Raw genomic sequence first — 20,807 nt, 5'->3', positions numbered from 1 at the left:
CATGACCGACCTGACGCTCTACCACAACCCCCGCTGCTCGAAATCGCGCAGCGCCCTGGACCTGCTCGAAGCCCGCGGCCTGACGCCACAGGTAGTGCGCTATCTGGAAACGCCGCCCAGCGCCGCCACCCTGCGCGACCTGCTGGCAAAGCTCGGTATCGCCCCACGTGCGCTGCTGCGCAGTGGCGAAGAGGAATACCGCAGCCTGGGCCTGGCAGACCCGACCCTCGATGACGACGCCCTGATCGCCGCCATGGTCGCCCATCCACGCTTGATCGAGCGCCCGATTCTGGTCGCCGGCGAGCGCGCCGTGATCGGTCGCCCCCCCGAAGCCATTCTGGAGATCCTGCCATGAGCACGCCCTATATCCTGGTGCTGTACTACAGCCGCCATGGCGCCACAGCGGCAATGGCCAAGCAGATCGCTCGCGGGGTCGAGCGCGCCGGCCTGGAAGCGCGCCTGCGCACGGTGCCGCCGGTCTCCAGCGACTGTGAAGCCACTGCCCCTGCTATTCCTGACGAAGGCGCACCCTACGCCAGCCTGGATGACCTCAAGCAATGCGCAGGCCTAGCCCTGGGCAGCCCGACGCGCTTCGGCAATATGGCCGCGCCGCTCAAATACTTCCTCGACGGTACCAGCAACCTCTGGCTGACCGGCGCCCTGGTGGGTAAACCGGCAGGCGTGTTCACCTCCACCGCCAGCCTGCACGGCGGCCAGGAAAGCACTCTGTTGTCGATGATGCTGCCACTGCTGCATCACGGCATGTTGATCAGCGGTCTGCCCTATAGCGAATCGGCCCTGCTGGAAACCAGCGGCGGCGGCACACCCTATGGCCCTAGCCACCATGCTGGCGCAGATGGAAAACGTGCCCTCGACGCCCACGAAACGACCTTGTGCCGCGCCCTTGGCGAGCGCCTGGCCCGCGTGGCCCAGCAACTGGAGATGCCCCGTGGCTAAAGTCGCCAAACCGCTGCCATCGCTGGAATGGCTGCAACCGCGCCTGAAATTCAGCCGCATCGCCAGCCTGCTCAGCTTCTTCGCCCTCACGGCCTTGCTGCTGGCCTGGAACCTGTTGATCGCTGATATCCCGGACGAGCTGCGCTGGGTCATCGTGGCTCTGCAGTTGATCCCCATGCTGTTGCTGGCACCGGGGCTGATTCTCGGCCACGCGCGGGCCCACGCCTGGGCGTGTTTCGTGGTCAACCTGTACTTTATTCAGGGCGTGCTGGCTGCGTTCGATCCGTCCAAAGCCCTGTTCGGCTGGCTGGCAACGCTGCTCAGTGTCAGCCTGTTCTGCTCGGCGTTGCTGTACACGCGCTGGCGCTTCCAGTACGACCGCAAACAGGCTGGCGAGGTGTGACAACGAACGAGGCCGCGACACGAGTCGCGGCCTCGCTCAACCTCAAGTTAGGAAGTAGAAACAACCGGTGATCACCACACCGGAATACAACAGCATCATCAGGCAGTAGCCCATGATGTCCCGCGCGCCTAGCCCGGCGATCGCCAGCAGCGGCAGTGCCCAGAATGGCTGGATCATGTTGGTCCAGGCGTCCCCCCAGGCAATCGCCATCGCCGTGACTTCCGGCGCCACGCCCAGGGCCTGCCCGGCCGGCAGCATGATCGGCCCCTGAACCGCCCACTGGCCACCGCCCGACGGTACGAAGAAGTTCACCACCCCGGCGCTGAGGAACGCCAGCATCGGGAAGGTATCGGCGTTCGACCAGGCGACGAAAGCGTCGGTGATCTGCTTGCCCAAGGACATACCGTCGGCGTTGGCGCCAATCATCATGCCCATGATGCCGGCATAGAACGGAAACTGGATGACGATGCCACTGATGCCACCCACACTTTCCTGCACCGCACGCATGTAGCGCTCTGGGGTGCCGTGCAGAAATAGGCCAAGGAACAGGAACAGGCCGATGACAATGTTCAGACTCAGGGCAAAGCCGTTGTTGTAGAAGTAATAGCCGAAGTACACCGCCGCCAGGGCCACGATAATCAGGCCGAGAATACGGCTGTCATCGAGGCGCTGGGCCGGGGTTTCCCGCGGCATCGGTGCGGGTTCCGGATCACGCAGCAGCGCCGGGTCCGCGACGATTGGCGTGCTCGGCAACATGGCCCGGTTGAGGATCGGCAGACCGATCACCAGCAGTGCGATGATGCTCAGGTTGAGCACGGTGAACAGGGTGTTCTCCACCCCGACGCCGGCTTGCAGCACGCCACCGGACATGCGTTGCAGGTCCGCACCACCAGTGGCCAGTGACAGCGGGATCGAGCCGGACAAACCGCCGTGCCAGATCAGAAAGCCCGAATAGGCCGACGCCACCAGCAGCGGGTAATGCAGGTTCTTCACCTGACGCGCCAGGGCACGGGCGAACACCGCACCCACCACCAGACCAAAGCCCCAGTTGATCCAGGAGCCGGCCAAGGCGACCAGCGTGACCATGACAATGGCCTGACCAGGCGTATTGGGAATGCGCGCCAGGCGGTCAAGCCCGCGCGCGACCATAGGCGCATTGGCCAGCACATGGCCGGTCACCAGCACTAGGGCCATCTGCATGGCGAAGGTCAACAGGGTCCAGAACCCAGTGCCCCAATGCTGGGCCATCTGCGGCAGGCTCTGGCCCGTGCCGAGCATGCTGAAGATCAGCACGGCCAGAGTCAGGAACATGGCGAAGACGAAGGGTGACGGTAGATAACGTTGAACCAGGCTCACGCTCAGTGAGGTCATTTTGCTCAGCATGGTGTTTCCTCTTTTATCGTTATTGGTGAGGCCTTCCTACTTCCGGCAGATGCCACAATAGGGCACCTCTAAAAACTACCTGCATTGTCATCGCTGCGTTAAAAACAGGCTCGTGCGCGAGTCCGATCAAAATGCTCATTTACAGCTCGTAAACTCCGCTTTTTCGCCTGTTTTTGCCTTGCGCTGACTGCTTCGCCTACGTTTTTAGAGGCGCCCAAAGCAGGCAGGGAGCGCAGGCAGATCCGCTCCCGAACGAAAAAGGCAAGAGCCGCACAAGGCTCAAGCTGCTAAACAGCCTTTCTCGGTAACCGACCACTGGCCGGATTGATCGCCCCTGCTGGCAACCGCCGACAGGGGATGCAGCGGACTAACGTTCGATAGCCAGCGCCACCCCCTGACCGCCGCCGATGCACAGCGTCGCCAGGCCTTTCTTGGCATCGCGCTTGATCATCTCGTGCAGCAGGGTCACCAACACCCGGCAGCCCGACGCACCAATCGGATGGCCCAGGGCGATGGCACCGCCGTTGACATTGACCTTGCTCGCATCCCAGCCCAGCTCCTGGCCGACCGAGAGTGCCTGGGCTGCGAAAGCCTCGTTGGCTTCGATCAGATCAAGCTGCTCCAGGCTCCAGCCCGCCTTGTCCAGACAGCGCCGGGTCGCACCCACCGGGCCGATTCCCATCACCGCCGGATCCACACCGGCATTGGCATAGGCGGCGATGCGTGCCAGCACCGGCAAGCCCAGCGCTTCGGCCTTGGCTGCGCTCATCAGCAGCACAGCTGCAGCGCCATCGTTAAGGCTGGAGGCGTTGCCTGCGGTGACGCTGCCGTCTTTTTTGAAGGCTGGTTTGAGCTTGCCCAGGGACTCAGCGGTGGTCCCCGCACGCGGTTGTTCATCACGAGCGAAGGTGAGCGGATCACCCTTGCGCTGGGGGATCAGCACCGGGGTGATCTCGGCATCGAAGCGCCCGGCCTCGATGGCCGCGACCGCCTTCTGCTGGGAAGCCGCGGCGAAAGCATCCTGTGCCTCACGGCTGATGCCATAACGCTCGACCAGATTCTCTGCAGTGATGCCCATGTGGTAGTCGTTGAACGCATCCCACAGGCCATCGCTGATCATGCTGTCGACCAATTGCGCATGGCCCATGCGCAAGCCGGTGCGTGCACCCGGCATCACATAGGGCGCCAGGCTCATGTTCTCCATGCCACCGGCGATGATCACCTCGGCATCGCCGCAACGAATCGCCTGGGCACCCAGGTGCAGCGCCTTGAGGCCGGAACCGCAGACCTTGTTCAGGGTCATGGCCGGTACCGCATGGGGCAGCCCTGCCTGGATTGCCGCCTGGCGTGCCGGGTTCTGCCCCGAGCCTGCGGTCAGCACCTGGCCGAGAATCACCTCATCGACAGCGGCCGGGTCGAGCCCGGTCTGCTGCAGCAGCTGTTTGATCACCAAAGCGCCCAGCTCTGGCGCAGGAATAGCAGCCAACGCCCCTTGGAAACTGCCGATGGCGGTGCGGGTTGCGGCGACGATAACGACGTCTTGCATGGGATGCTCCTTGAATGTGTAGCGAACCCGGCTCAAGTAAAGCTCAGGCAATGATCAGGGCTCACTATAAATAGACAGGCGATGTCCTAGTTTCGTGTTGCGTTCAGGGCGCTTAACAGTAGAACCGTAGGGTGCGCCGTGCGCACCAAGAGCCTGCAGCCTGCGCCGCGGTGCGCGCGGCGCACCCTACTCGGCGACTCGTGCCGCTCGTCCCCATGCAACACTCAATTGGGATATAGCCAATAAAACGCCGCCCTGGCGTCGCCCGTCGTGGGGGCAGCGCCGGAGCAGCCGAACAGTTAGAAGCTCATTTCCGGCACATGCTCCGGCACGATAAGCCGACCGGCGGTTTTCGTGACGATCTCCTCGACACTGACACCCGGCGCACGCTCGCGCAGGATGAAGGCGCCGCCTTCGATTTCCAGATAGGCCAGGTCAGTCAGCACCTTGCGAATACATCCGGCACCGGTCAGTGGCAGCGTGCAGCTGTCGAGCAACTTGGATTCGCCGTCTTTCGAGGCGTGGGTCATGGTGACGATGATGTTATCGGCGCCAGCCACCAGGTCCATCGCCCCGCCCATGCCCTTGACCAACTTGCCGGGGATCATCCAGGAGGCGATGTTGCCCTGCACATCGACCTCGAATGCACCGAGGACCGTCAGGTCGACGTGCCCGCCACGGATCATCGCGAAGGACTCGGCAGAATCGAAGATCGAGGCGCCAGCGCGGGCAGTGACGGTTTGCTTGCCGGCGTTGATCATGTCGGCATCGACCTCGGCGTCGGTCGGAAAGGCGCCCATACCGAGCAGGCCGTTTTCCGATTGCAGCATCACGTCGATGCCCTCAGGTACATAGTTGGCCACCAGGGTCGGAATGCCGATCCCCAGGTTGACGTAGTAGCCATCTTTCAATTCACGGGCCACACGCTGGGCCATCTGTTCGCGGGTCAGAGCCATGTCGGTTTCCTCGAATTATTCTTGTCTGATCAGGCGCGCACAGTGCGCTTCTCGATGCGCTTCTCGAAGCTGCCCTGGATAACCCGGTTCACGTAGATGCCTGGGGTGTGGATCTGCGCCGGGTCCAACTCGCCCGGCGCGACGATCTCCTCCACTTCGACCACGGTAATGCGCCCGGCAGTGGCTGCTAGCGGGTTGAAGTTCTGCGCAGTGTGGCGGTAGATGACGTTGCCGAAGTGGTCGGCCTTCCAGCCTTTGACGATGGCGAAATCGCCGGTGATGGCGCGCTCGAGGATGTACTGGCGGCCGTCGAACTCGCGCACCTCCTTACCCTCGGCCACCGGCGTACCGTAGCCAGTGGCGGTGAAGAACGCGGGGATTCCGGCACCGCCGGCACGCAGCTTCTCGGCCAGGGTGCCCTGGGGCGTCAGCTCGACTTCCAGCTCGCCGTTGAGCAGTTGCTGCTCGAACAGCGCGTTTTCGCCGACGTAGGACGCGATCATCTTGCGAATCTGCCGGTCTTCGAGCAGCACGCCCAGGCCAAAGCCATCGACGCCGCAGTTGTTGGAGACCACGGTCAGGTCGCGCACGCCGCGCCGGCGAATTTCGCCAATCAGGTTTTCCGGGATGCCACACAGGCCGAAACCACCCGCCAGGACCGTCATGCCATCGGTCAAACCAGCCAGGGCGTCTTCGTAGCTGTACACCCGCTTATCGAGTCCTGCCATACGCTGTACCTCTTATCGTTATTGGACGGCAACTGCGCTGCCGAAGCGTGCTGAACAGCTTCTGCCTGCCTGACTAATTTGTTAAGTTTGTTTTTTCAATTTATTAATAAGAAATACAAATATATGACCCTCAAACAGCTGCGCGCCTTCTACACCGTGGCCCAGACCCTGAGCTTCGCCCATGCCGGTGAACGCCTGCACTTGTCACAGCCGGCGCTGAGCCTGGCGATCAAGAACCTTGAAGACAGCCTTGGCGGCGCCTTGTTGGTGCGCACCACGCGAAGTGTCAGCCTGACCGCCGAAGGGGAAATCTTCCTGCCCCTGGCCGGGCGCTTGTTGGCGGACTGGGACCACGCCGAGGACCTGCTGCGCCAGCACTTCACCCTGCAACTGGGCCGGGTCTCGATTGCCGCCATGCCCTCCTTCGCCGGCAACCTGCTGCCGGTCGCCCTCAAAGCTTTTCGCGATCGTCACCCACGGGTCAACGTCACCGTGCATGACGTGATCAACGAACAGGTGCTGGAGATGGTGCGCAACCGGCGGGTCGAGCTGGGCGTGCTGTTCGAGCCCGAGCTACTGGAAGGCCTGAGCTTCACGCCGTTTTATGTCGACCGCTTCGTCGCCGTGGTACCAGCCGACTCTCCCCTGGCCGGGCTAGCGGAAGTCAGCTGGCAAGCGCTGTTGCAGGAGAGTTTCATCACCCTGCAGCGCCCTTCGGCGGTGCGCCTGTTGCTCGAAGCGCGGGTCAGCGCGCAACACGGCAGCCTGCCGGTGGCGTTCGAAAGCCATCAACTGGTGACGGTGGGACGCATGGTCGCCAACGGCCTGGGCGTGAGCGCGGTGCCCAACCTGTGCCTGCGGCAAATGGAAGAACTGGGCGCACGTTGCGTGCCCCTGGTCGGCCCCCAAGTGGAGCGCCGGGTCGGCATGGTGCGGCGCATCGACCACCCACTGTCGAGCGCTGCCCAGGCGCTGTGCGACGCCCTGGAGCGCAGCACCGATCTGTTCAATGCCTCGCTGGCCGCCGCTGCGCTGTAAGCCGTGTTACCAGCCGAGGGTTTCTTTGAGAAAGGGAATGGTCAGCTTGCGCTGGGCGCGCAAGGAGGCTTGGTCGAGCTCCTCAAGCAGATCGAATAGCGAGGACATGCTGCGCTCGCCCCGGGTCAGGATAAAGCGCCCGACCTCGTCGCTGAGGTGCAGACCGCGCCGCGAAGCGCGTAGCTGCAGGGCGCGCAGCTTGTCTTCATCGGACAAGCCCTGGAGCTGGAAGACCAGCGCCAGGGTCAAGCGCGACTTGAGGTCCGGCAGCTTGATGGCGATTTCTCGCGGCGACTTGTCGGCGGCCAGCAGCAAGCGGCGGCCGCTGTCACGCAGGCGGTTGAACAGGTGAAACAACGCCTCTTCCCACTCGCGCTTGCCGGCTATCGCATCCAGGTCATCCAGGCAGACCAGCTCGAACTGCTCCAGGTTATCGAATAGCTCAGGGCGTAACCCAGGGCTGCTCAACGGCAGGTACACCGCTGGCTCGCTGCGCTGCTCCATGCGGATACAGGCGGCCTGCAGCAGGTGACTGCGGCCGACGCCCGGACGGCCCCAGACGTAGATCAGGCTCTCGGTCCAGCCCGCTTCGGCCTCGCACAGGCACTCGACATAGCCCAGTGCCGCCGCATTGGCGCCTGGGTAGAAGTTGGCGAAGGTGGCGTCATCGCGCAGGCGCACACCGAGTGACAGTTGAGTTGGAGTCATGCGCGGCTGGACGGCTCGTCGGAGGCGTCGCTGGATTCCCTGTAAAGAGCAGAAAGTTTATACAAATCATTGACATGACGCACTAGAACCATGATCACCGCCGCCACCGGCAAGGCCAGGAGCACCCCGGTGAAGCCAAACAGTTGCCCACCGGCCATGATCGCGAAGATCACCGCGACCGGGTGCAGACCAATGCGGTCGCCCACCAGCAAAGGGGTCAACAGCATGCCTTCGAGCATCTGGCCGACGGTAAAGACGATGGCAATGCCCAGCAGCGGATAGAAATCGACGCCGAACTGGAACAGCCCTGCGGCCATCGCGGCGCCCAGCCCGACCACCACTCCCAGATACGGCACGATACTCGCCAGGCCGGCCAGCAGGCCGATCAGCAGCCCCAGCTCCAGGCCGATCAGCATCAGCCCGGTGGCGTACATCACACCCAGGGCCAGCATCACCAGCAGTTGCCCCCGCAGGAAGGCACCGAGCACCTCATGGCATTCGCTGACCAGCTTCACCACCACCGCCTCACGGCGGCGCGGCAGCAACTCGCGCAGGCGCGCCATCAACAGGTCCCAGTCGCGCATCAGGTAGAAGCTGACCACCGGGATCAGCAACAGATTGGCCAACCAGCCCAGCAAAGCCAGGCCCGAGGCGGTGACTTGCGCGAGGATGATGCCGACGATATCGGTGGTCTTGCCCAGGTGTTCGCTGAATGCGGCCTTGAGCTGGTCGAAGCGCCAGAAGCCCTCCGCCAGGCCGAACTTCAGCTGCACCCATGGCAGGGCCTGGTGCTGAATCCAGTCGAGCATCTGCGGCACCAGCTCATACAGGCGCATCAGTTGCTTGCCAAGCATCGGCACCAACACCAGCAGCAGTATGGCCAGAACCAGGCTGAACAGGGCGAATACCGCGATCACGCCCCAGGTGCGCGACAGCTTCCAGCGCTCCAGGCGGTCGACCAGCGGGTCACCCATATAGGCCAGAAGAATGCCGACCAGAAAAGGCGAGAGGATGGGATGCAACAGATACAGCAGCCCGCCGAGCACCAGCAGCCCAGCCATCCATAGCCAGCGTTGCGAATCGATCATGCAAGATCCTCTGGAGCCCGGCAGCGGGCGCGGGGAGTCAAAAAACAGAGCGCGCGGCTCAACTGAGCGAGAGTCTACCAGCGAAAGCGCAAGACATCGTTAGCGCTGCTCGCGGCAGGTGACGGCGCGGCAGGCGCGCCCGGCGTTTGCTCAGCCGCAGGGGCTGGTGTCGCGGGCGGTGCAACCTCGGGCTCGACCGGCGCTTCATGCAACTGGGCCAACGCCAGCTGGGCGCGGACCTGCTCGGCACTGGCACTCACGTCAAATACCAGACGATCGCCTTGTACCTGGCGTAAATGTCCGGCAAACGGCTCCAGCAGACGCTGCAGTTCGGCATAACGGGCCAGGGTCGTGCCTTCTATTTCCACGCTCAGGCGCCGTGCTGCACCCGGGGCCACCACGAAGCGCGGCGCCAGGCGTTCGCTGACCGCGCGCAGCACGGCATCGGCCAGGGCCGCCTGATCGGCCCCCTCGGCACGCCCCTGCTCACGCGCGTCACCCAGCCAGACGCGCCACTGCGCCTGCCATTGACCATTGTCTTCACGCGCCAGCACCGCCAGCAACGCATCGCCGGCATAGCGCTCTGATGCATCGCGCAGGGCTTGCGGATCGGTCGCGGCCAGCGCCTCGGGTGTGGCCAACAGTTGCTCGCTGAGGTCCGCCAGCGGCAGGCGCAGCGGCAAACCGCGATGTTGAGCGGCCTGACGCAAGGGCGCCGCACTGCTCTGCCCATCACCGACCAGGCTGCTACCGGCCACGCTCTCGTTGAGCCACCAGGTCACCAGCGCCGGACGGTTGCTGCCCCACAGGGCCAGGCCGGCCTGGCGCAGACTGCTTTCGGTGCTCATCGGGTCGAAGTCAACCACCAGCTTGTCATCTTCATAACGGTACTGGCTGACCAGTTGCTGCGGGTCCTTGCGCACCTCGCTCAAGGCCGGCGAGGCAGCGGCCTTGGGATCGCCGGTCAGGCGCAACACCAGGGTATCCAGCGCCTGGGTCAGCGCCGCACCACGGTCCTCGGGCTGCTGACTGGTGACCGGTTCATGCACCTCGTAGAGATCGGGCACCGTAGCGGCCAGGCTCGGTAGGCTGAGCAATGGCAGGCAGGAGACCAACAGGCGGAGGATCGGGCGCATGGACGATAGTTCTCGGCAGAGGAAGCGAATACGGGCGTATACCTTAAACAGCCGCCAGCGCCCCGGCAACCTTGCAGCAGCGCGGCTGGCCGCTGTCGGGTAAGCCTGATAAAATCGCGCGCCTTCGCAGACCGTGCGCATGCGCCGGTGCCATTCGTTTTCCCTTAAGGGCCTGGATCTATGAGCAAGCAACCCTCCATCAGCTACAAGGACGCAGGCGTGGACATCGACGCCGGCGAAGCCCTGGTCGAGCGCATCAAAAGCGTGGCCAAGCGCACCGCCCGTCCGGAAGTCATGGGTGGCCTGGGTGGCTTCGGCGCCCTTTGCGAGATCCCGGCCGGCTACAAGCAGCCCGTACTGGTCTCCGGCACTGATGGCGTGGGCACCAAGCTGCGCCTGGCGCTGAACCTGAACAAACACGACAGCATCGGCCAGGACCTGGTCGCCATGTGCGTCAACGACCTGGTGGTGTGTGGCGCCGAGCCGCTGTTCTTCCTCGACTACTACGCCACCGGCAAGCTCAACGTCGACGTCGCCGCTACCGTGGTCACCGGCATTGGCGCCGGTTGCGAGCTGGCTGGCTGCTCCCTGGTCGGCGGCGAAACCGCCGAAATGCCCGGCATGTATGAAGGCGAAGACTACGACCTGGCCGGTTTCTGCGTCGGCGTAGTGGAAAAGGCCGAGATCATCGACGGCTCGACAGTCACCACCGGTGACGCGCTGATCGCCCTGCCCTCTTCCGGTCCGCACTCCAACGGCTACTCGCTGATCCGCAAGATCATCGAAGTGTCCGGCACTGAAATCGAAACCACTCAAGTCGACGGCACGCCGCTGGCCGACCTGCTGATGGCGCCAACGCGTATCTACGTCAAACCGCTGCTCGCCCTGATCAAGGACACCGGCGCGGTCAAGGCCATGGCCCACATCACTGGCGGCGGCCTGCTCGACAACATCCCGCGGGTGCTGCCAGAAGGCGCCCAGGCCGTGATCGACGTAGCCAGCTGGACACGCCCGGCGGTCTTCGACTGGCTGCAAGAAAAAGGCAACGTCGATGAGCATGAGATGCACCGCGTACTCAACTGCGGTGTCGGCATGGTCATCTGCGTGGCTCAGGAACAGGTTGACACCGCCCTGGCCAGCCTGCGCGCAGCCGGCGAGCAACCCTGGGTGATCGGTCAGATCGCCGCTGCGGCCGAAGGCGCCGAACGCGTCGTGCTGAACAACCTGAACAGCCACTGATGCCGCAACCCTGCCATGTCGTGGTGCTGATTTCCGGGGCCGGCGGTAACCTGCAGGCCCTGCTCGACAGTCTCGACACGACCCACCCCGCGCGTATTCAGGCGGTCATCAGCAATCGCGCCGATGCCTACGGCCTGCAACGCGCCCAGGCGGCCGGGATTGCCACACGGGTGCTCGCCCACACCGACTTCGACGGCCGCGAGGCATTTGATGCGGCGCTGATCGAGCAGATCGATGCCTTCACCCCCGACCTGGTGGTGCTGGCAGGTTTCATGCGTATTCTCACCCCGGCATTCGTCCGTCATTACCGCGGCCGCCTGCTGAATATTCATCCCTCGCTGCTGCCACGCCACAAAGGTCTGCATACCCATCAGCGTGCCCTGGAGGCCGGCGATACGGAGCACGGCTGCAGCGTGCACTTCGTCACCGAGGAACTCGACGGTGGGCCGTTGGTCGTACAGGCAGTGATCCCCGTACAAGTCGACGAAACAGCCACAGACCTGGCACAACGCGTGCACGAACAGGAACACCGTATTTACCCGCTGGCCGTGCGCTGGTTCGCCGAAGGCCGCTTGCGCCTGACACCCCAAGGCGTAATGCTCGACGGCCAACCCTTGCCGGCTACCGGCCACTTGATCCGAACGTAGGAGACACCATGCGTCGCGCCTTATTGTTCGCCCTGAGCCTCGTCAGCCTGCCCTTGCTGGCAGCCGAGCCGAAACCCTTCTCCGCCAGCTACACCGCGGACTGGAAGCAGGTGCCCATCAGCGGCTCCGCCGAACGCAGCCTGACCGCGCTGGATAATGGCCGCTGGCAGCTCGACTTTGAAGCCTCGATGCTGGTCGCCAGCCTGTCCGAAACCAGCACCTTCCGCCTGGAAAATGGCGCATTGGTACCGCTGACCTATCGCTTTGAACGCAGCGGACTGGGCAAAGGCAAAGAAATCGAACACGACTTCGATTGGACCGCCAAACAGGTCATCGGCAGCGACCGCGGCAAACCGGTACGCCTGTCGCTCAACCGCGGCCTGCTCGACAAGTCGACCTATCAGTTGGCCCTGCAGCAGGACGTCGCGACCGGCAAGAAAAGCATGAGCTATCAGGTGATCGATGGTGATGAAATCGAAACCTATGACTTCCGTGTCCTGGGCGAAGAAGTGGTACGCACCAAGGCCGGCCTGATCGACGCCTATAAAGTCGAGCGGGTTCGCGACCCGACCCAGAGCAGCCGTAAAACCATCCTCTGGTTTGCCAAGGATTGGGGCAACCTGCTGGTCCGCCTGCATCAGGTCGAAACGGACGGCAAGGAGTACCAGATCATGCTCGAAAGCGGCACAGTAGATGGCAAGCCTGTCGAAGGCCGCCGCGACTGAAAGCGGATCTATAAAGCCGGGTAATCCCGGCTTTTTCACGCATGCGTACTGACAATCCGGGAGGTCAACGATGAGCGTGGAACAACCCTATCGACCTCTCGATTGCCGTCATTACGATGCGCTGGAGCTGGCGTGCCTGCGTGGCGACCGCCTGCACGTCGAGCTGCGCGACGGCCAGGTACTCGAGGGCCAGGCCGCGGGGTTGCAGACCGAAGTCGACAAGGCCGAGTACCTGCGACTGCACACCGACAACGGCGAACAGCGCATTCGCCTCGATCAGCTGCAGGCCATTACCGCACAAGACCCACAGGTGTTTGCCGGGCGCATGGTCTTCGACTGACAGGCTGTTGAAAAACCACCTCGCTTTGACTTCCGGCGTCGCCCTACCTCCTGCGCCCATACAGTCGTGCGTGACCATCTAGGGTCTGTCCCAATTAGCTGTTGCAGGCGCAACGCCCCGTGGGAGCGTCGCCCCGGCGCGAAGTTTTGGACGTGAATGGCCGCTATTCGCCGCGAGGCACGGCTCCTACAAAAAGCAGTGACGCTGAAGCTTAGCGGTGGAGCCTGGCATAGCAGGGTGCGCGGGGCAGCCTAGGCCGTGTGCACCCGCAAATTGCGGGATGCAAAAGGCGGTGCGCGCGGCGCACCCTACTCCGCTCAGTCCCCATGCGGCGGGTCAGCCCATTCACCACATCAGGTCATCCGGGATCTGGTAAGCCGCGTACGGATCATCGGCATCCGGCGCTTCAGTTGGTGTATTGAGCAGGACCACCTGCTGCGGATCGCGCTCCTGAATCTTCAACGCCGCCTCCCGCGGAATCACCTCGTAACCGCCGCCATGGCGAACGATGGCCAGCGAGCCGCGGCTGAGCTTGTCACGTAACATGGCGTTGACCGGCAGGCGCTTGACCTTCTTGTCGTCGACGAAGTTGTAGTAGTCATCGCTGGTCAGCTTGGGCAGACGCGAGGCTTCGATCAGCTGTCGCACCTGAGCGGCACGCGCCTTCTGCTCGGCCTTTTCCTGCTGCTGCCGGTTCAGTTCCTGATCGCGTGCCGCCTTTTCAGCCTTGGCTTGCGCGGCCGCCTGGCGGGCACTGTCATCGATTTCTGCCTGGCCTTTCTTGACCAGGCGCTGCTGCTTCTGCTGCTGCTTGCCGGCCTGTTTGGCCTGCTTTTCGTTGACCAGCCCGGCTTTGAGCAACTGGTCGCGTAGTGAGATCGCCATAACCTTCCTAATTCAAAACCTGGGTCTACTAACAGTTGGTTTGCGTAGGCGCCCCATTCGCTCCTACATGGATATAACAGCTTACTTAGACATAGCCTTTTCCAATACCTTGGCTTCGCACCAGAGCGCTTCAAGCTGCGCCAGATCACAGTCAGCGATACTGCGCCCGGATGTTGCGAGCGTGCGCTCGATATAGCGAAAGCGCTGCTCGAACTTGCGGTTACCGGCACGCAGTGCAGCCTCAGGGTCAACTTTCAGGTGGCGCGCCAGGTTGGTCACCACGAACAGCAGGTCACCCAACTCCTCGGCGATTGCCGCCGGATCATTCTCGCTCATGGCCTCGAGCACTTCATCCAGCTCTTCACGCACCTTGTCGACCACCGGCAAGGCTGTCGGCCAGTCGAAACCGACCTGGGCGGCGCGCTTCTGCAGCTTGACCGCACGACTCAGCGCCGGCAGCCCCAGCGGCACGTCGTCGAGCAGCGACAACTGTTCAGGCACCGCGGCGGCCTCGGCACGCTCTTCGGTCTTGATCGCCTCCCAGCGCTGCTTCACCGCCGCCTCGTCGAGGCGTGGCAGGTCGACGGCGCCGTAAAGGTCACCGTCGGGGAACACATGGGGGTGACGCCTGATCAGTTTGCGAGTGATCGAGTCGATTACCTCGGCGAAGCTGAAGCGCCCGTCTTCGCGCGCCAGTTGGCTGTAGTACACCACCTGAAACAGCAGGTCCCCCAGTTCACCGGGCAGGTGCGCAAAGTCGCCGCGCTCGATGGCATCGGCCACCTCGTAGGCTTCCTCAATGGTGTGCGGCACGATGCTCGCGTAATCCTGCTGCAGGTCCCAGGGGCAGCCATGCTGCGGGTCACGCAAACGGGCCATCAGGTGCAGCAGGTCATCGAGTTGATACATAACAACATCCATCTGATCGAGAGGATTGGCCAAACGCGCGCAGCCTGAGCATCAGGATGCGCGGTGGCGGCGCGCCTCGATGATATTCGGCAGCTGGCTGATCCGCCCGAGCAAACGACCCAGGGCATCCAGGCCCGGAATCTCGACCGTCAGCGACATGGAGGCGGTGTTGTCCTCCTTGTTCGAGCGGGTATTGACTGCCAGCACGTTGAGCCTTTCGTTGAGCAGCATCTGGGTCACGTCACGCAGCAGACCGGAGCGGTCGTAGGCGCGGATGATGATATCCACCGGGTAGGTCTGCACCGGTACCGGCCCCCAACTGACCTGAATGATCCGCTCCGGCTCACGGCCGCTCAGTTGCAGCACGGCGGCGCAATCCTGGCGGTGGATGCTGACGCCGCGGCCCAGGGTGATGTAGCCGACGATCGGATCGCCCGGTAACGGCTGGCAGCAGCCAGCCATCTGCGTCAGCAGGTTGCCGACCCCCTGAATCTGGATATCGCCACGTTTGCCCGGTTTGAAGCCCAAGGCCTTGCGCGGGATGAGTTCGAGCTGCTCGTTGGCGCGGTCCGGCTCGACCAGTTGCTGGGCCAGGTTGACCAGGTGCGCCAGGCGCAGATCGCCGGCGCCGAGGGAGGCGAACAGGTCTTCGCTGGTCTTGAGGTTGGCTTTTTCCGCCAGCTTCTCGAAATCCACCGGCGGTAGCGCCAGGCGTGACAGTTCACGCTCAAGCTGGGTCTTGCCGGCGGCGACGTTTTGATCGCGGTCCTGCAGCTTGAACCAATGGACAATCTTCGCCCGCGCCCGCGAGGTGGTGACATAACCCAGGTTGGAGTTCAGCCAGTCGCGGCTCGGCGTGCCGTGCTTGCTGGTGATGATCTCCACCTGCTCGCCGGTCTGCAGGCTGTAGTTGAGCGGCACGATGCGCCCGTTGATCTTCGCGCCCCGGCAGTTGTGGCCGATTTCGGTGTGCACGCGGTAGGCGAAGTCCAGCGGCGTGGCGCCTTTGGGCAGATCGATGGCGTGGCCGTCAGGGGTGAATACGTAAACCCGGTCCGGCTCGATATCCACGCGCAGCTGTTCGGCCAGGCCGCCGATATCACCCAGCTCCTCGTGCCACTCGAGGACCTGACGCAACCAGGAAATCTTCTCTTCGTAGTGATTGGAGCCGGCCTTGACGTCGGTGCCCTTGTAGCGCCAGTGCGCACACACGCCCAGCTCGGCTTCCTCGTGCATGGCCTGGGTGCGAATCTGCACCTCCAGCACCTTGCCTTCCGGGCCCAGCACGGCAGTGTGCAGCGAGCGGTAGCCGTTCTCCTTGGGGTTGGCGATGTAGTCGTCGAACTCCTTGGGGATGTGCCGCCACAGGGTGTGCACGATGCCCAGCGCGGTGTAGCAGTCGCGCACTTCCGGCACCAGCACGCGCACTGCGCGCACGTCGTAGATCTGGCTGAACTGCAGGCCCTTGCGCTGCATCTTGCGCCAGATCGAGTAGATATGTTTTGCCCGACCGCTGAGGTCCGGCTTGATGCCCGTCGCCTCGAGTTCGGCGCGCAGCTGGCCCATCACCTCATTGATGTAGTGCTCGCGGTCCAGGCGCCGCTCATGCAGCAACTTGGCGATCTGCTTGTACTGCTCGGGCTCCAGGTAACGGAAGGACAGATCTTCCAGTTCCCATTTGATATGGCCGATACCCAGGCGGTGAGCCAGGGGGGCATAGATGTCGAAGACTTCGCGGGCTACACGCTGACGCTTTTCCTCGTCGGCCTCCTTGACCGCGCGGATGGCGCAGGTGCGCTCGGCCAGTTTGATCAGCGCTACGCGCACGTCATCGACCATGGCCACGAGCATTTTGCGCAGGTTGTCGACCTGGGCCTGGGAGCCAAGCACCAGGGAATCGCGCGGGTTCAGGCTGGCGCTGATCGCCGCCATGCGCAGCACGCCTTCTATCAGCTTGGCGACCACCGGACCGAAACGCTGGTGCACCGCTGCCAGGGTGATCTTGCCCTCGCGCACACCGCGGTAGATCACCGCAGCAACCAGCGAGTCCTGATCCAGACGCAGATCAGCAAGAATCTCGGCGATCTCCAGGCCGGCGGTAAAGCTCGAAGCCCCTTCGGTCCACAGATTCTGCGCTGCATTGGCTTGCTGCTCGGCGGCCCGAGCGAACTCGCAGGCATCGCGCAAAGCGTCTCGATCCAGCGCCGGGTCGACACTCAGCACGTGTTCGAGCCAGGCTTCAAGGTTGATGCTGCCGTCATCGTTGATCGGCTGATGCGCTCTGACCTGAACCATCTTGCTTACCCTTCCCTACGGCGAGCGGCATGCCCACCGAACTGTCGCCAGCCTTCTGCGAGCTGGTCGGTTAAACCCAAACGGACGCACTCCATGTGCGCCTCTGTCGACCCGCCAGGCGGGCCTTGCTCACGTCTATTCAGGCTTTGACGAACAACGCCATGGCCTCGACGTGAGCGGTTTGCGGAAACATATCGAGCATACCGGCTCGCTCAAGCCGGTAACCTTGCGCCAGCAACTCGGCGCTGTCACGCGCCAATGTCGCCGGGTTGCAGGAAACGTACAACAACCGCTCGGCACCAAGCCCCGCCAGGTGGCGAACCACCTCGAAGGCGCCGTCACGCGGCGGATCGAGCAGCACCGCGGCAAAACCGCCCTGCGCCCAAGGTGCATCGAGCAGCGGCTTCGACAGGTCGGCCTGGAAAAAGTGCAGGTTAGCCAGACCATTGTCCTGGGCGTTTTGCGCACCGCGCTCGACCATCGCCTGTACACCTTCGACCGCCACCACTTCACGGGCCAGACCCGCCAGCGGCAGGGCGAAATTACCCAGCCCACAAAACAGATCCAGCACCCGCTCATGGGCCTGCGGCGCCAGCCACTCCAGGGCCTGATCGACCATGGCCTGGTTAACCGCGGCATTCACCTGAACAAAATCGCCGGGGCGGTAAGCCAGCTGCAGATCACCCGGCTGTAACCGATAGCCTAGCCGCTCACCCGCAACATAAGGCTGCGGCGCATCGGCGCCCTGCAGCCAGAGCTGCGCGGCGTGCTGCTGACAGAACGCCTGCAGCGCCGCCAGATCGGTCTCGCCGAGCACCGCCGTATGGCGTACCAGCACCGCACTGGCGCTGCCATGGAAAAGCTCGACATGACCAATGGCCTGGGGTTTTTCCAACCCGCGCAACAGCGCCGGCAACGCCGCCAGCAGCGGTTGCAAGGGTTGTACCAGTACCACGCAGCTGTCGATCGCGACTATCGCCTGGCTGGCTGCTGCGCGAAAACCCACTTCCAGCTGCCGTGTCTTGGCATCCCAGCGCACGGCGATACGCGCGCGCCGCCTATAGCCCAGCTCCGGCCCGCTCAGCGCATCAGCCCAGACCCGCGGTTCAAGCCCGGCCTGACGACCGAGTTGCTCACGCAGTTGGCGCTGTTTGAGCTGCTGCTGCTCGGCAGGCTGCATGTGCTGCAACGAACATCCCCCGCACACGCGGGCATAGGCGCAGGGCTCAGGGCGGCGCTCGGCACTGGCCTCAAGCACCTGTTCGGTGCGCGCTTCGACCACCTGACTACGTGCGGCCAGCACACGGGCCTGGATGCGTTCGCCCGGTAGCGCGCCGCTGACAAACCAGGTGCGCCCCTCGACAAAGGCAATGCCGCGGCCGTCACCGGCCAGGCGCTCGATACTTAGCGTCTGCTTCTTGCCGACTGGCACCTGCACGGCGCGCGTGCCGCCCGCCGGCTGGAAGCGCAAACCACCGGTTTTCTTGGCCATCAGGCGGCCGGGACGTCGTAAACGCCCGTCGACAGATAACGGTCGCCACGGTCGCAGATAATCGCCACCAGCACCGCGTTCTCCAGCTCGGCCGATAGGCGCAGCATGGCCGCTACCGAGCCACCGGACGACACGCCGCAGAAGATGCCTTCTTCGCGGGCCAGACGGCGCATGACCGTTTCGGCCTCCAGTTGCGACATGTCGATGATCTGGTCGACCCGCTCGTTCTGGTAGATCTTCGGCAGGTATTCCTGCGGCCAGCGGCGGATGCCAGGAATCGCGGCGCCCTCCATCGGCTGCAGGCCGATGATCTGCACGGCCGGGTTTTGCTCCTTGAGGTAGCGCGACACGCCCATGATGGTGCCGGTCGTGCCCATGGAGCTGATGAAATGGGTAACCTGACCCTGGGTCTGGCGCCAGATTTCCGGGCCGGTGCCGGTGTAGTGGGCCTCGGGGTTGTCACCATTGGCGAACTGGTCGAGCACTTTGCCGCGCCCTTCGCGCTGCAGACGGTCGGCCAGGTCGCGAGCGCCTTCCATGCCCTCCTCCTGGGTCACCAGGATCAACTCGGCGCCATAGGCGGTCATCGCTGCCTTGCGCTCGGCCGTGGAGTTGTTGGGCATGATCAGCAGCATCCGATAGCCCTTGATCGCCGCGGCCATGGCCAGGGCGATGCCGGTGTTGCCGGAGGTCGCTTCAATCAGGGTGTCGCCGGGCGCGATATCGCCGCGCAGCTCGGCGCGGGTGATCATCGACAGCGCCGGACGATCCTTTACCGAGCCCGCCGGGTTATTGCCTTCGAGCTTGAGCAGCAGGGTATTGGAGGTGTTGCCCGGCAGGCGCTGCAGACGCACCAGCGGGGTGTTGCCGACGCAATCGGCAATGGTGGGGTATTGCAGGGTCATGGCGTCGTTCGAGTCCGGACGGCAGGAAAGGTCGCCTATGATAACGGCAAACGCGCAGGCTCCATAAGCGCCATAGGTTTCAGACTGTCACGCGGGCGAGGCGCCGCCGGCAGATAGAAATGCACGGCAAGACCCTCACGACCTGCGCGGGCCTCGATGCGTCCGCCCTGGCCGATGATGGCACTGCGCGCAATGCTCAGACCAAGCCCGAAGCCTTCTTCCCCGGGACCACCGCTGAGCCGTGTGAACGGCTGGAAGATATTCTCCAGCTCATTCGAGGCCACGCCCGGGCCTTGATCCTCCAGACACAGGTGCCAGATATCGCCCTCACGAACACCGCTGAGCCATACCTGACCGCCAGGCGGTGAGTGGCGAATGGCATTGCGCAGGACATTTTCCAGGGCCTGGGCCAAGGCGTTGAGCTCGCAGCTGACCCAGCACGCCTCCGGCACCTGGTAGTGCAGACGCTCGGCCGACCAGCCACTTTCAAAACAGGCGTCCTCGCGCAAGACATCCCAGAGCACCGCAAGCTGCAGGGCCTGGGGCCGCAACTTGGGCCGTTCGGTATCGAGCCAGGCCAGTTGCAGAGTATCGCCGACCAGACGCTGCATGATCTGCACCTCATGCTGCACACGCTGCGCCAAGGCCGCGGGGCTCAGTTCACTCTCGCTGGCAATACCCAAGCGGCTCAACGGCGTACGCAACTCATGAGACAAATTGCGCAGTAACTGGCGCTGCAGCGCCACCGTACCGTGCAGGCGCTCAGCCATGTGATCGAAGGCGCGGGCCAGCTCCCCCAGCTCATCGCGGCGCTGCGCCAAAGGCCCCGCCCTGGGCGTGAGGTCGTCGGCGCGCAGGGCATTGGCCTGGTCACGCAGGCGCACCAGCGGGGCAATCAGCACCCGATACAGGCCGATGCAAAACAGCAAGGCCAGGCACGCTGGCAGCAACGCGCGAGCGATCAGCAGCAAAGGCTCACGGTAGGCCCAGGGACGAAATCGCTCGGGCAGTTGAATCACCAGATGCCCGGCCTGGCCGGGAAAGGGAATATCGATGTGGGGCAATTCGCTGGCGCGGCGGCTCATGGGCCAATCCAACTGGCGCATAAAGGTCACCCGCTGGCGCTGGATATCGGTCAAAGGCACACCGCTCAGCGACTGCAAGTCGCGATCAAGCAGCATCGCGTCGCGCCCTTCGACCTGCGCCAGCTGACGCAGGTAACGCTGTGCGCCGGCCACCCCATCCTCACGCCATGCCTGCTCCGCCTCAGCGGCATAAGCCTGCAACTGCGTACGCGCCTCTGGGGACAGCCGCGCCGTGAGCAACTCGATGCGCTGACTGAAAAACCAGCTCAGTGAGATGAGCAACAGCACAAAGGTCACCAACAGCGCCGCAAGCTTCCAGAACAGTGAATGACGTCCCGGCAC

At 63.7% G+C, this 20,807-nt stretch carries 21 protein-coding genes; 8 read left to right on the top strand and 13 right to left on the bottom strand.

Translation table 11 applies throughout. The features are described 5' to 3' along the window. Position 1 precedes the first annotated feature (1 nt). From arsC to BMW49_RS19215, 3 genes are read left to right on the top strand one after another with little or no spacing between them, the layout of a single operon-like run. The gene (gene arsC, locus BMW49_RS19225; protein ID WP_069518535.1) at positions 2-355 is read left to right on the top strand and encodes an arsenate reductase (glutaredoxin); all 354 of its coding nucleotides are present in this window, start codon (positions 2-4) and stop codon (positions 353-355) included. Then, the gene (gene wrbA, locus BMW49_RS19220; RefSeq protein ID WP_069518537.1) at positions 352-957 is read left to right on the top strand and encodes an NAD(P)H:quinone oxidoreductase; all 606 of its coding nucleotides are present in this window, start codon (positions 352-354) and stop codon (positions 955-957) included. The genes arsC and wrbA overlap by 4 nt, the downstream gene beginning before the upstream one ends. Then, positions 950-1,360 carry a DUF2069 domain-containing protein gene (locus tag BMW49_RS19215; RefSeq protein WP_069518539.1) on the top strand — a complete coding sequence of 137 codons (411 nt, stop codon included), beginning with the start codon at positions 950-952 and terminating at the stop codon, positions 1,358-1,360. Before wrbA ends, BMW49_RS19215 begins: the two co-directional genes overlap by 8 nt. A 42-nt stretch (positions 1,361-1,402) precedes the next feature. Here BMW49_RS19215 and BMW49_RS19210 read toward each other — a convergent pair whose 3' ends face one another. The 4 genes from BMW49_RS19210 to BMW49_RS19195 all read right to left on the bottom strand — a co-directional run bounded on the left by BMW49_RS19210 (position 1,403) and on the right by BMW49_RS19195 (position 5,973). Next, positions 1,403-2,743, bottom strand: coding sequence for a short-chain fatty acid transporter (locus BMW49_RS19210; protein WP_069518541.1), 1,341 nt, complete (start codon positions 2,741-2,743; stop codon positions 1,403-1,405). 367 nt (positions 2,744-3,110) lie between these two features. Beyond that, positions 3,111-4,289: an acetyl-CoA C-acetyltransferase gene (locus BMW49_RS19205; protein WP_069518543.1), complete on the bottom strand. Its 1,179-nt coding sequence runs from the start codon at positions 4,287-4,289 to the stop codon at positions 3,111-3,113. Between the two features lie 299 nt (positions 4,290-4,588). Continuing rightward, a complete protein-coding gene (locus tag BMW49_RS19200) occupies positions 4,589-5,245 on the bottom strand; it encodes a CoA transferase subunit B (protein ID WP_069518545.1) in 657 nt (218 codons plus the stop codon). A 29-nt stretch (positions 5,246-5,274) separates the two neighbouring features. Continuing rightward, positions 5,275-5,973, bottom strand: a complete 699-nt coding sequence (locus BMW49_RS19195; protein ID WP_069518547.1) for a CoA transferase subunit A — start codon at positions 5,971-5,973, stop codon at positions 5,275-5,277. 123 nt (positions 5,974-6,096) lie between these two features. On the opposite strand from BMW49_RS19195, the gene BMW49_RS19190 reads away from it, so the two are divergent. Next, positions 6,097-7,011, top strand: coding sequence for a LysR family transcriptional regulator (locus tag BMW49_RS19190; RefSeq protein ID WP_069518549.1), 915 nt, complete (start codon positions 6,097-6,099; stop codon positions 7,009-7,011). A gap of 6 nt (positions 7,012-7,017) precedes the next feature. On the opposite strand, the gene hda is transcribed toward BMW49_RS19190, so the two are convergent. From hda to BMW49_RS19175, 3 genes are all read right to left on the bottom strand, one after another. Next, complete coding sequence (gene hda, locus BMW49_RS19185; RefSeq protein ID WP_069518551.1) at positions 7,018-7,719, bottom strand: DnaA regulatory inactivator Hda; 702 nt, start codon at positions 7,717-7,719, stop codon at positions 7,018-7,020. Next, positions 7,716-8,807 carry an AI-2E family transporter gene (locus tag BMW49_RS19180; protein ID WP_069518553.1) on the bottom strand — a complete coding sequence of 364 codons (1,092 nt, stop codon included), beginning with the start codon at positions 8,805-8,807 and terminating at the stop codon, positions 7,716-7,718. The genes hda and BMW49_RS19180 overlap by 4 nt, the downstream gene beginning before the upstream one ends. A gap of 74 nt (positions 8,808-8,881) precedes the next feature. Next, on the bottom strand, positions 8,882-9,943 hold the full coding sequence (locus BMW49_RS19175) for a DUF2066 domain-containing protein (protein WP_069518555.1): 1,062 nt from the start codon (positions 9,941-9,943) through the stop codon (positions 8,882-8,884). Positions 9,944-10,123: 180 nt separating this feature from the next. Here BMW49_RS19175 and purM point away from each other — a divergent pair, with 180 nt between their 5' ends. The 4 genes from purM (at position 10,124) to BMW49_RS19155 (ending at position 12,894) form a co-directional block, all read left to right on the top strand. Continuing rightward, on the top strand, positions 10,124-11,182 hold the full coding sequence (gene purM, locus BMW49_RS19170; protein WP_069518557.1) for a phosphoribosylformylglycinamidine cyclo-ligase: 1,059 nt from the start codon (positions 10,124-10,126) through the stop codon (positions 11,180-11,182). Further along, positions 11,182-11,829, top strand: a complete 648-nt coding sequence (gene purN, locus BMW49_RS19165) for a phosphoribosylglycinamide formyltransferase (RefSeq protein WP_069518559.1) — start codon at positions 11,182-11,184, stop codon at positions 11,827-11,829. Before purM ends, purN begins: the two co-directional genes overlap by 1 nt. Before the next feature lie 8 nt (positions 11,830-11,837). Further along, positions 11,838-12,554: a DUF3108 domain-containing protein gene (locus BMW49_RS19160; protein ID WP_069518561.1), complete on the top strand. Its 717-nt coding sequence runs from the start codon at positions 11,838-11,840 to the stop codon at positions 12,552-12,554. A gap of 70 nt (positions 12,555-12,624) precedes the next feature. Beyond that, positions 12,625-12,894: a Rho-binding antiterminator gene (locus BMW49_RS19155; RefSeq protein ID WP_069518563.1), complete on the top strand. Its 270-nt coding sequence runs from the start codon at positions 12,625-12,627 to the stop codon at positions 12,892-12,894. A 345-nt stretch (positions 12,895-13,239) separates the two neighbouring features. Here the strand turns inward: BMW49_RS19155 and BMW49_RS19150 are convergent, their stop codons facing one another. From BMW49_RS19150 to BMW49_RS19125, 6 genes are all read right to left on the bottom strand, one after another. Beyond that, complete coding sequence (locus BMW49_RS19150; protein WP_069518565.1) at positions 13,240-13,779, bottom strand: DUF2058 domain-containing protein; 540 nt, start codon at positions 13,777-13,779, stop codon at positions 13,240-13,242. Between the two features lie 81 nt (positions 13,780-13,860). Then, positions 13,861-14,688: a nucleoside triphosphate pyrophosphohydrolase gene (gene mazG, locus BMW49_RS19145; protein ID WP_069518567.1), complete on the bottom strand. Its 828-nt coding sequence runs from the start codon at positions 14,686-14,688 to the stop codon at positions 13,861-13,863. A 51-nt stretch (positions 14,689-14,739) separates the two neighbouring features. After that, positions 14,740-16,983, bottom strand: coding sequence for a GTP diphosphokinase (relA, locus tag BMW49_RS19140; protein ID WP_069518569.1), 2,244 nt, complete (start codon positions 16,981-16,983; stop codon positions 14,740-14,742). Positions 16,984-17,122: 139 nt separating this feature from the next. Next, positions 17,123-18,475: a 23S rRNA (uracil(1939)-C(5))-methyltransferase RlmD gene (rlmD, locus tag BMW49_RS19135; protein ID WP_069518571.1), complete on the bottom strand. Its 1,353-nt coding sequence runs from the start codon at positions 18,473-18,475 to the stop codon at positions 17,123-17,125. Beyond that, positions 18,475-19,380, bottom strand: coding sequence for a cysteine synthase CysM (gene cysM / locus BMW49_RS19130; RefSeq protein WP_069518573.1), 906 nt, complete (start codon positions 19,378-19,380; stop codon positions 18,475-18,477). Before cysM ends, rlmD begins: the two co-directional genes overlap by 1 nt. Before the next feature lie 35 nt (positions 19,381-19,415). Next, positions 19,416-20,807 (bottom strand): HAMP domain-containing sensor histidine kinase, encoded by a 1,392-nt coding sequence (locus BMW49_RS19125; RefSeq protein ID WP_083251725.1) that lies wholly within the window; start codon positions 20,805-20,807, stop codon positions 19,416-19,418.

Origin of the sequence: Pseudomonas cuatrocienegasensis, from assembly GCF_900110925.1 — a bacterium.
GTDB lineage: Bacteria > Pseudomonadota > Gammaproteobacteria > Pseudomonadales > Pseudomonadaceae > Aquipseudomonas > Aquipseudomonas cuatrocienegasensis.
Note: the sequence above shows the minus strand (reverse complement) of the source record. Positions and strands in the feature narration are given on the sequence as shown.

Bases quoted from the DNA above. Each gene is read 5' to 3' on its own strand.
- arsC (WP_069518535.1), top strand. From the start codon at position 2: ATGACCGACCTGACGCTCTACCACAACCCCCGCTGCTCGAAATCGCGC.
- wrbA (WP_069518537.1), top strand. From the start codon at position 352: ATGAGCACGCCCTATATCCTGGTGCTGTACTACAGCCGCCATGGCGCC.
- BMW49_RS19210 (WP_069518541.1), bottom strand. From the start codon at position 2,743: ATGCTGAGCAAAATGACCTCACTGAGCGTGAGCCTGGTTCAACGTTAT.
- BMW49_RS19205 (WP_069518543.1), bottom strand. From the start codon at position 4,289: ATGCAAGACGTCGTTATCGTCGCCGCAACCCGCACCGCCATCGGCAGT.
- BMW49_RS19200 (WP_069518545.1), bottom strand. From the start codon at position 5,245: ATGGCTCTGACCCGCGAACAGATGGCCCAGCGTGTGGCCCGTGAATTG.
- BMW49_RS19195 (WP_069518547.1), bottom strand. From the start codon at position 5,973: ATGGCAGGACTCGATAAGCGGGTGTACAGCTACGAAGACGCCCTGGCT.
- BMW49_RS19190 (WP_069518549.1), top strand. From the start codon at position 6,097: ATGACCCTCAAACAGCTGCGCGCCTTCTACACCGTGGCCCAGACCCTG.
- hda (WP_069518551.1), bottom strand. From the start codon at position 7,719: ATGACTCCAACTCAACTGTCACTCGGTGTGCGCCTGCGCGATGACGCC.
- BMW49_RS19180 (WP_069518553.1), bottom strand. From the start codon at position 8,807: ATGATCGATTCGCAACGCTGGCTATGGATGGCTGGGCTGCTGGTGCTC.
- BMW49_RS19175 (WP_069518555.1), bottom strand. From the start codon at position 9,943: ATGCGCCCGATCCTCCGCCTGTTGGTCTCCTGCCTGCCATTGCTCAGC.
- purM (WP_069518557.1), top strand. From the start codon at position 10,124: ATGAGCAAGCAACCCTCCATCAGCTACAAGGACGCAGGCGTGGACATC.
- purN (WP_069518559.1), top strand. From the start codon at position 11,182: ATGCCGCAACCCTGCCATGTCGTGGTGCTGATTTCCGGGGCCGGCGGT.
- BMW49_RS19160 (WP_069518561.1), top strand. From the start codon at position 11,838: ATGCGTCGCGCCTTATTGTTCGCCCTGAGCCTCGTCAGCCTGCCCTTG.
- BMW49_RS19155 (WP_069518563.1), top strand. From the start codon at position 12,625: ATGAGCGTGGAACAACCCTATCGACCTCTCGATTGCCGTCATTACGAT.
- BMW49_RS19150 (WP_069518565.1), bottom strand. From the start codon at position 13,779: ATGGCGATCTCACTACGCGACCAGTTGCTCAAAGCCGGGCTGGTCAAC.
- mazG (WP_069518567.1), bottom strand. From the start codon at position 14,688: ATGTATCAACTCGATGACCTGCTGCACCTGATGGCCCGTTTGCGTGAC.
- relA (WP_069518569.1), bottom strand. From the start codon at position 16,983: ATGGTTCAGGTCAGAGCGCATCAGCCGATCAACGATGACGGCAGCATC.
- rlmD (WP_069518571.1), bottom strand. From the start codon at position 18,475: ATGGCCAAGAAAACCGGTGGTTTGCGCTTCCAGCCGGCGGGCGGCACG.
- cysM (WP_069518573.1), bottom strand. From the start codon at position 19,380: ATGACCCTGCAATACCCCACCATTGCCGATTGCGTCGGCAACACCCCG.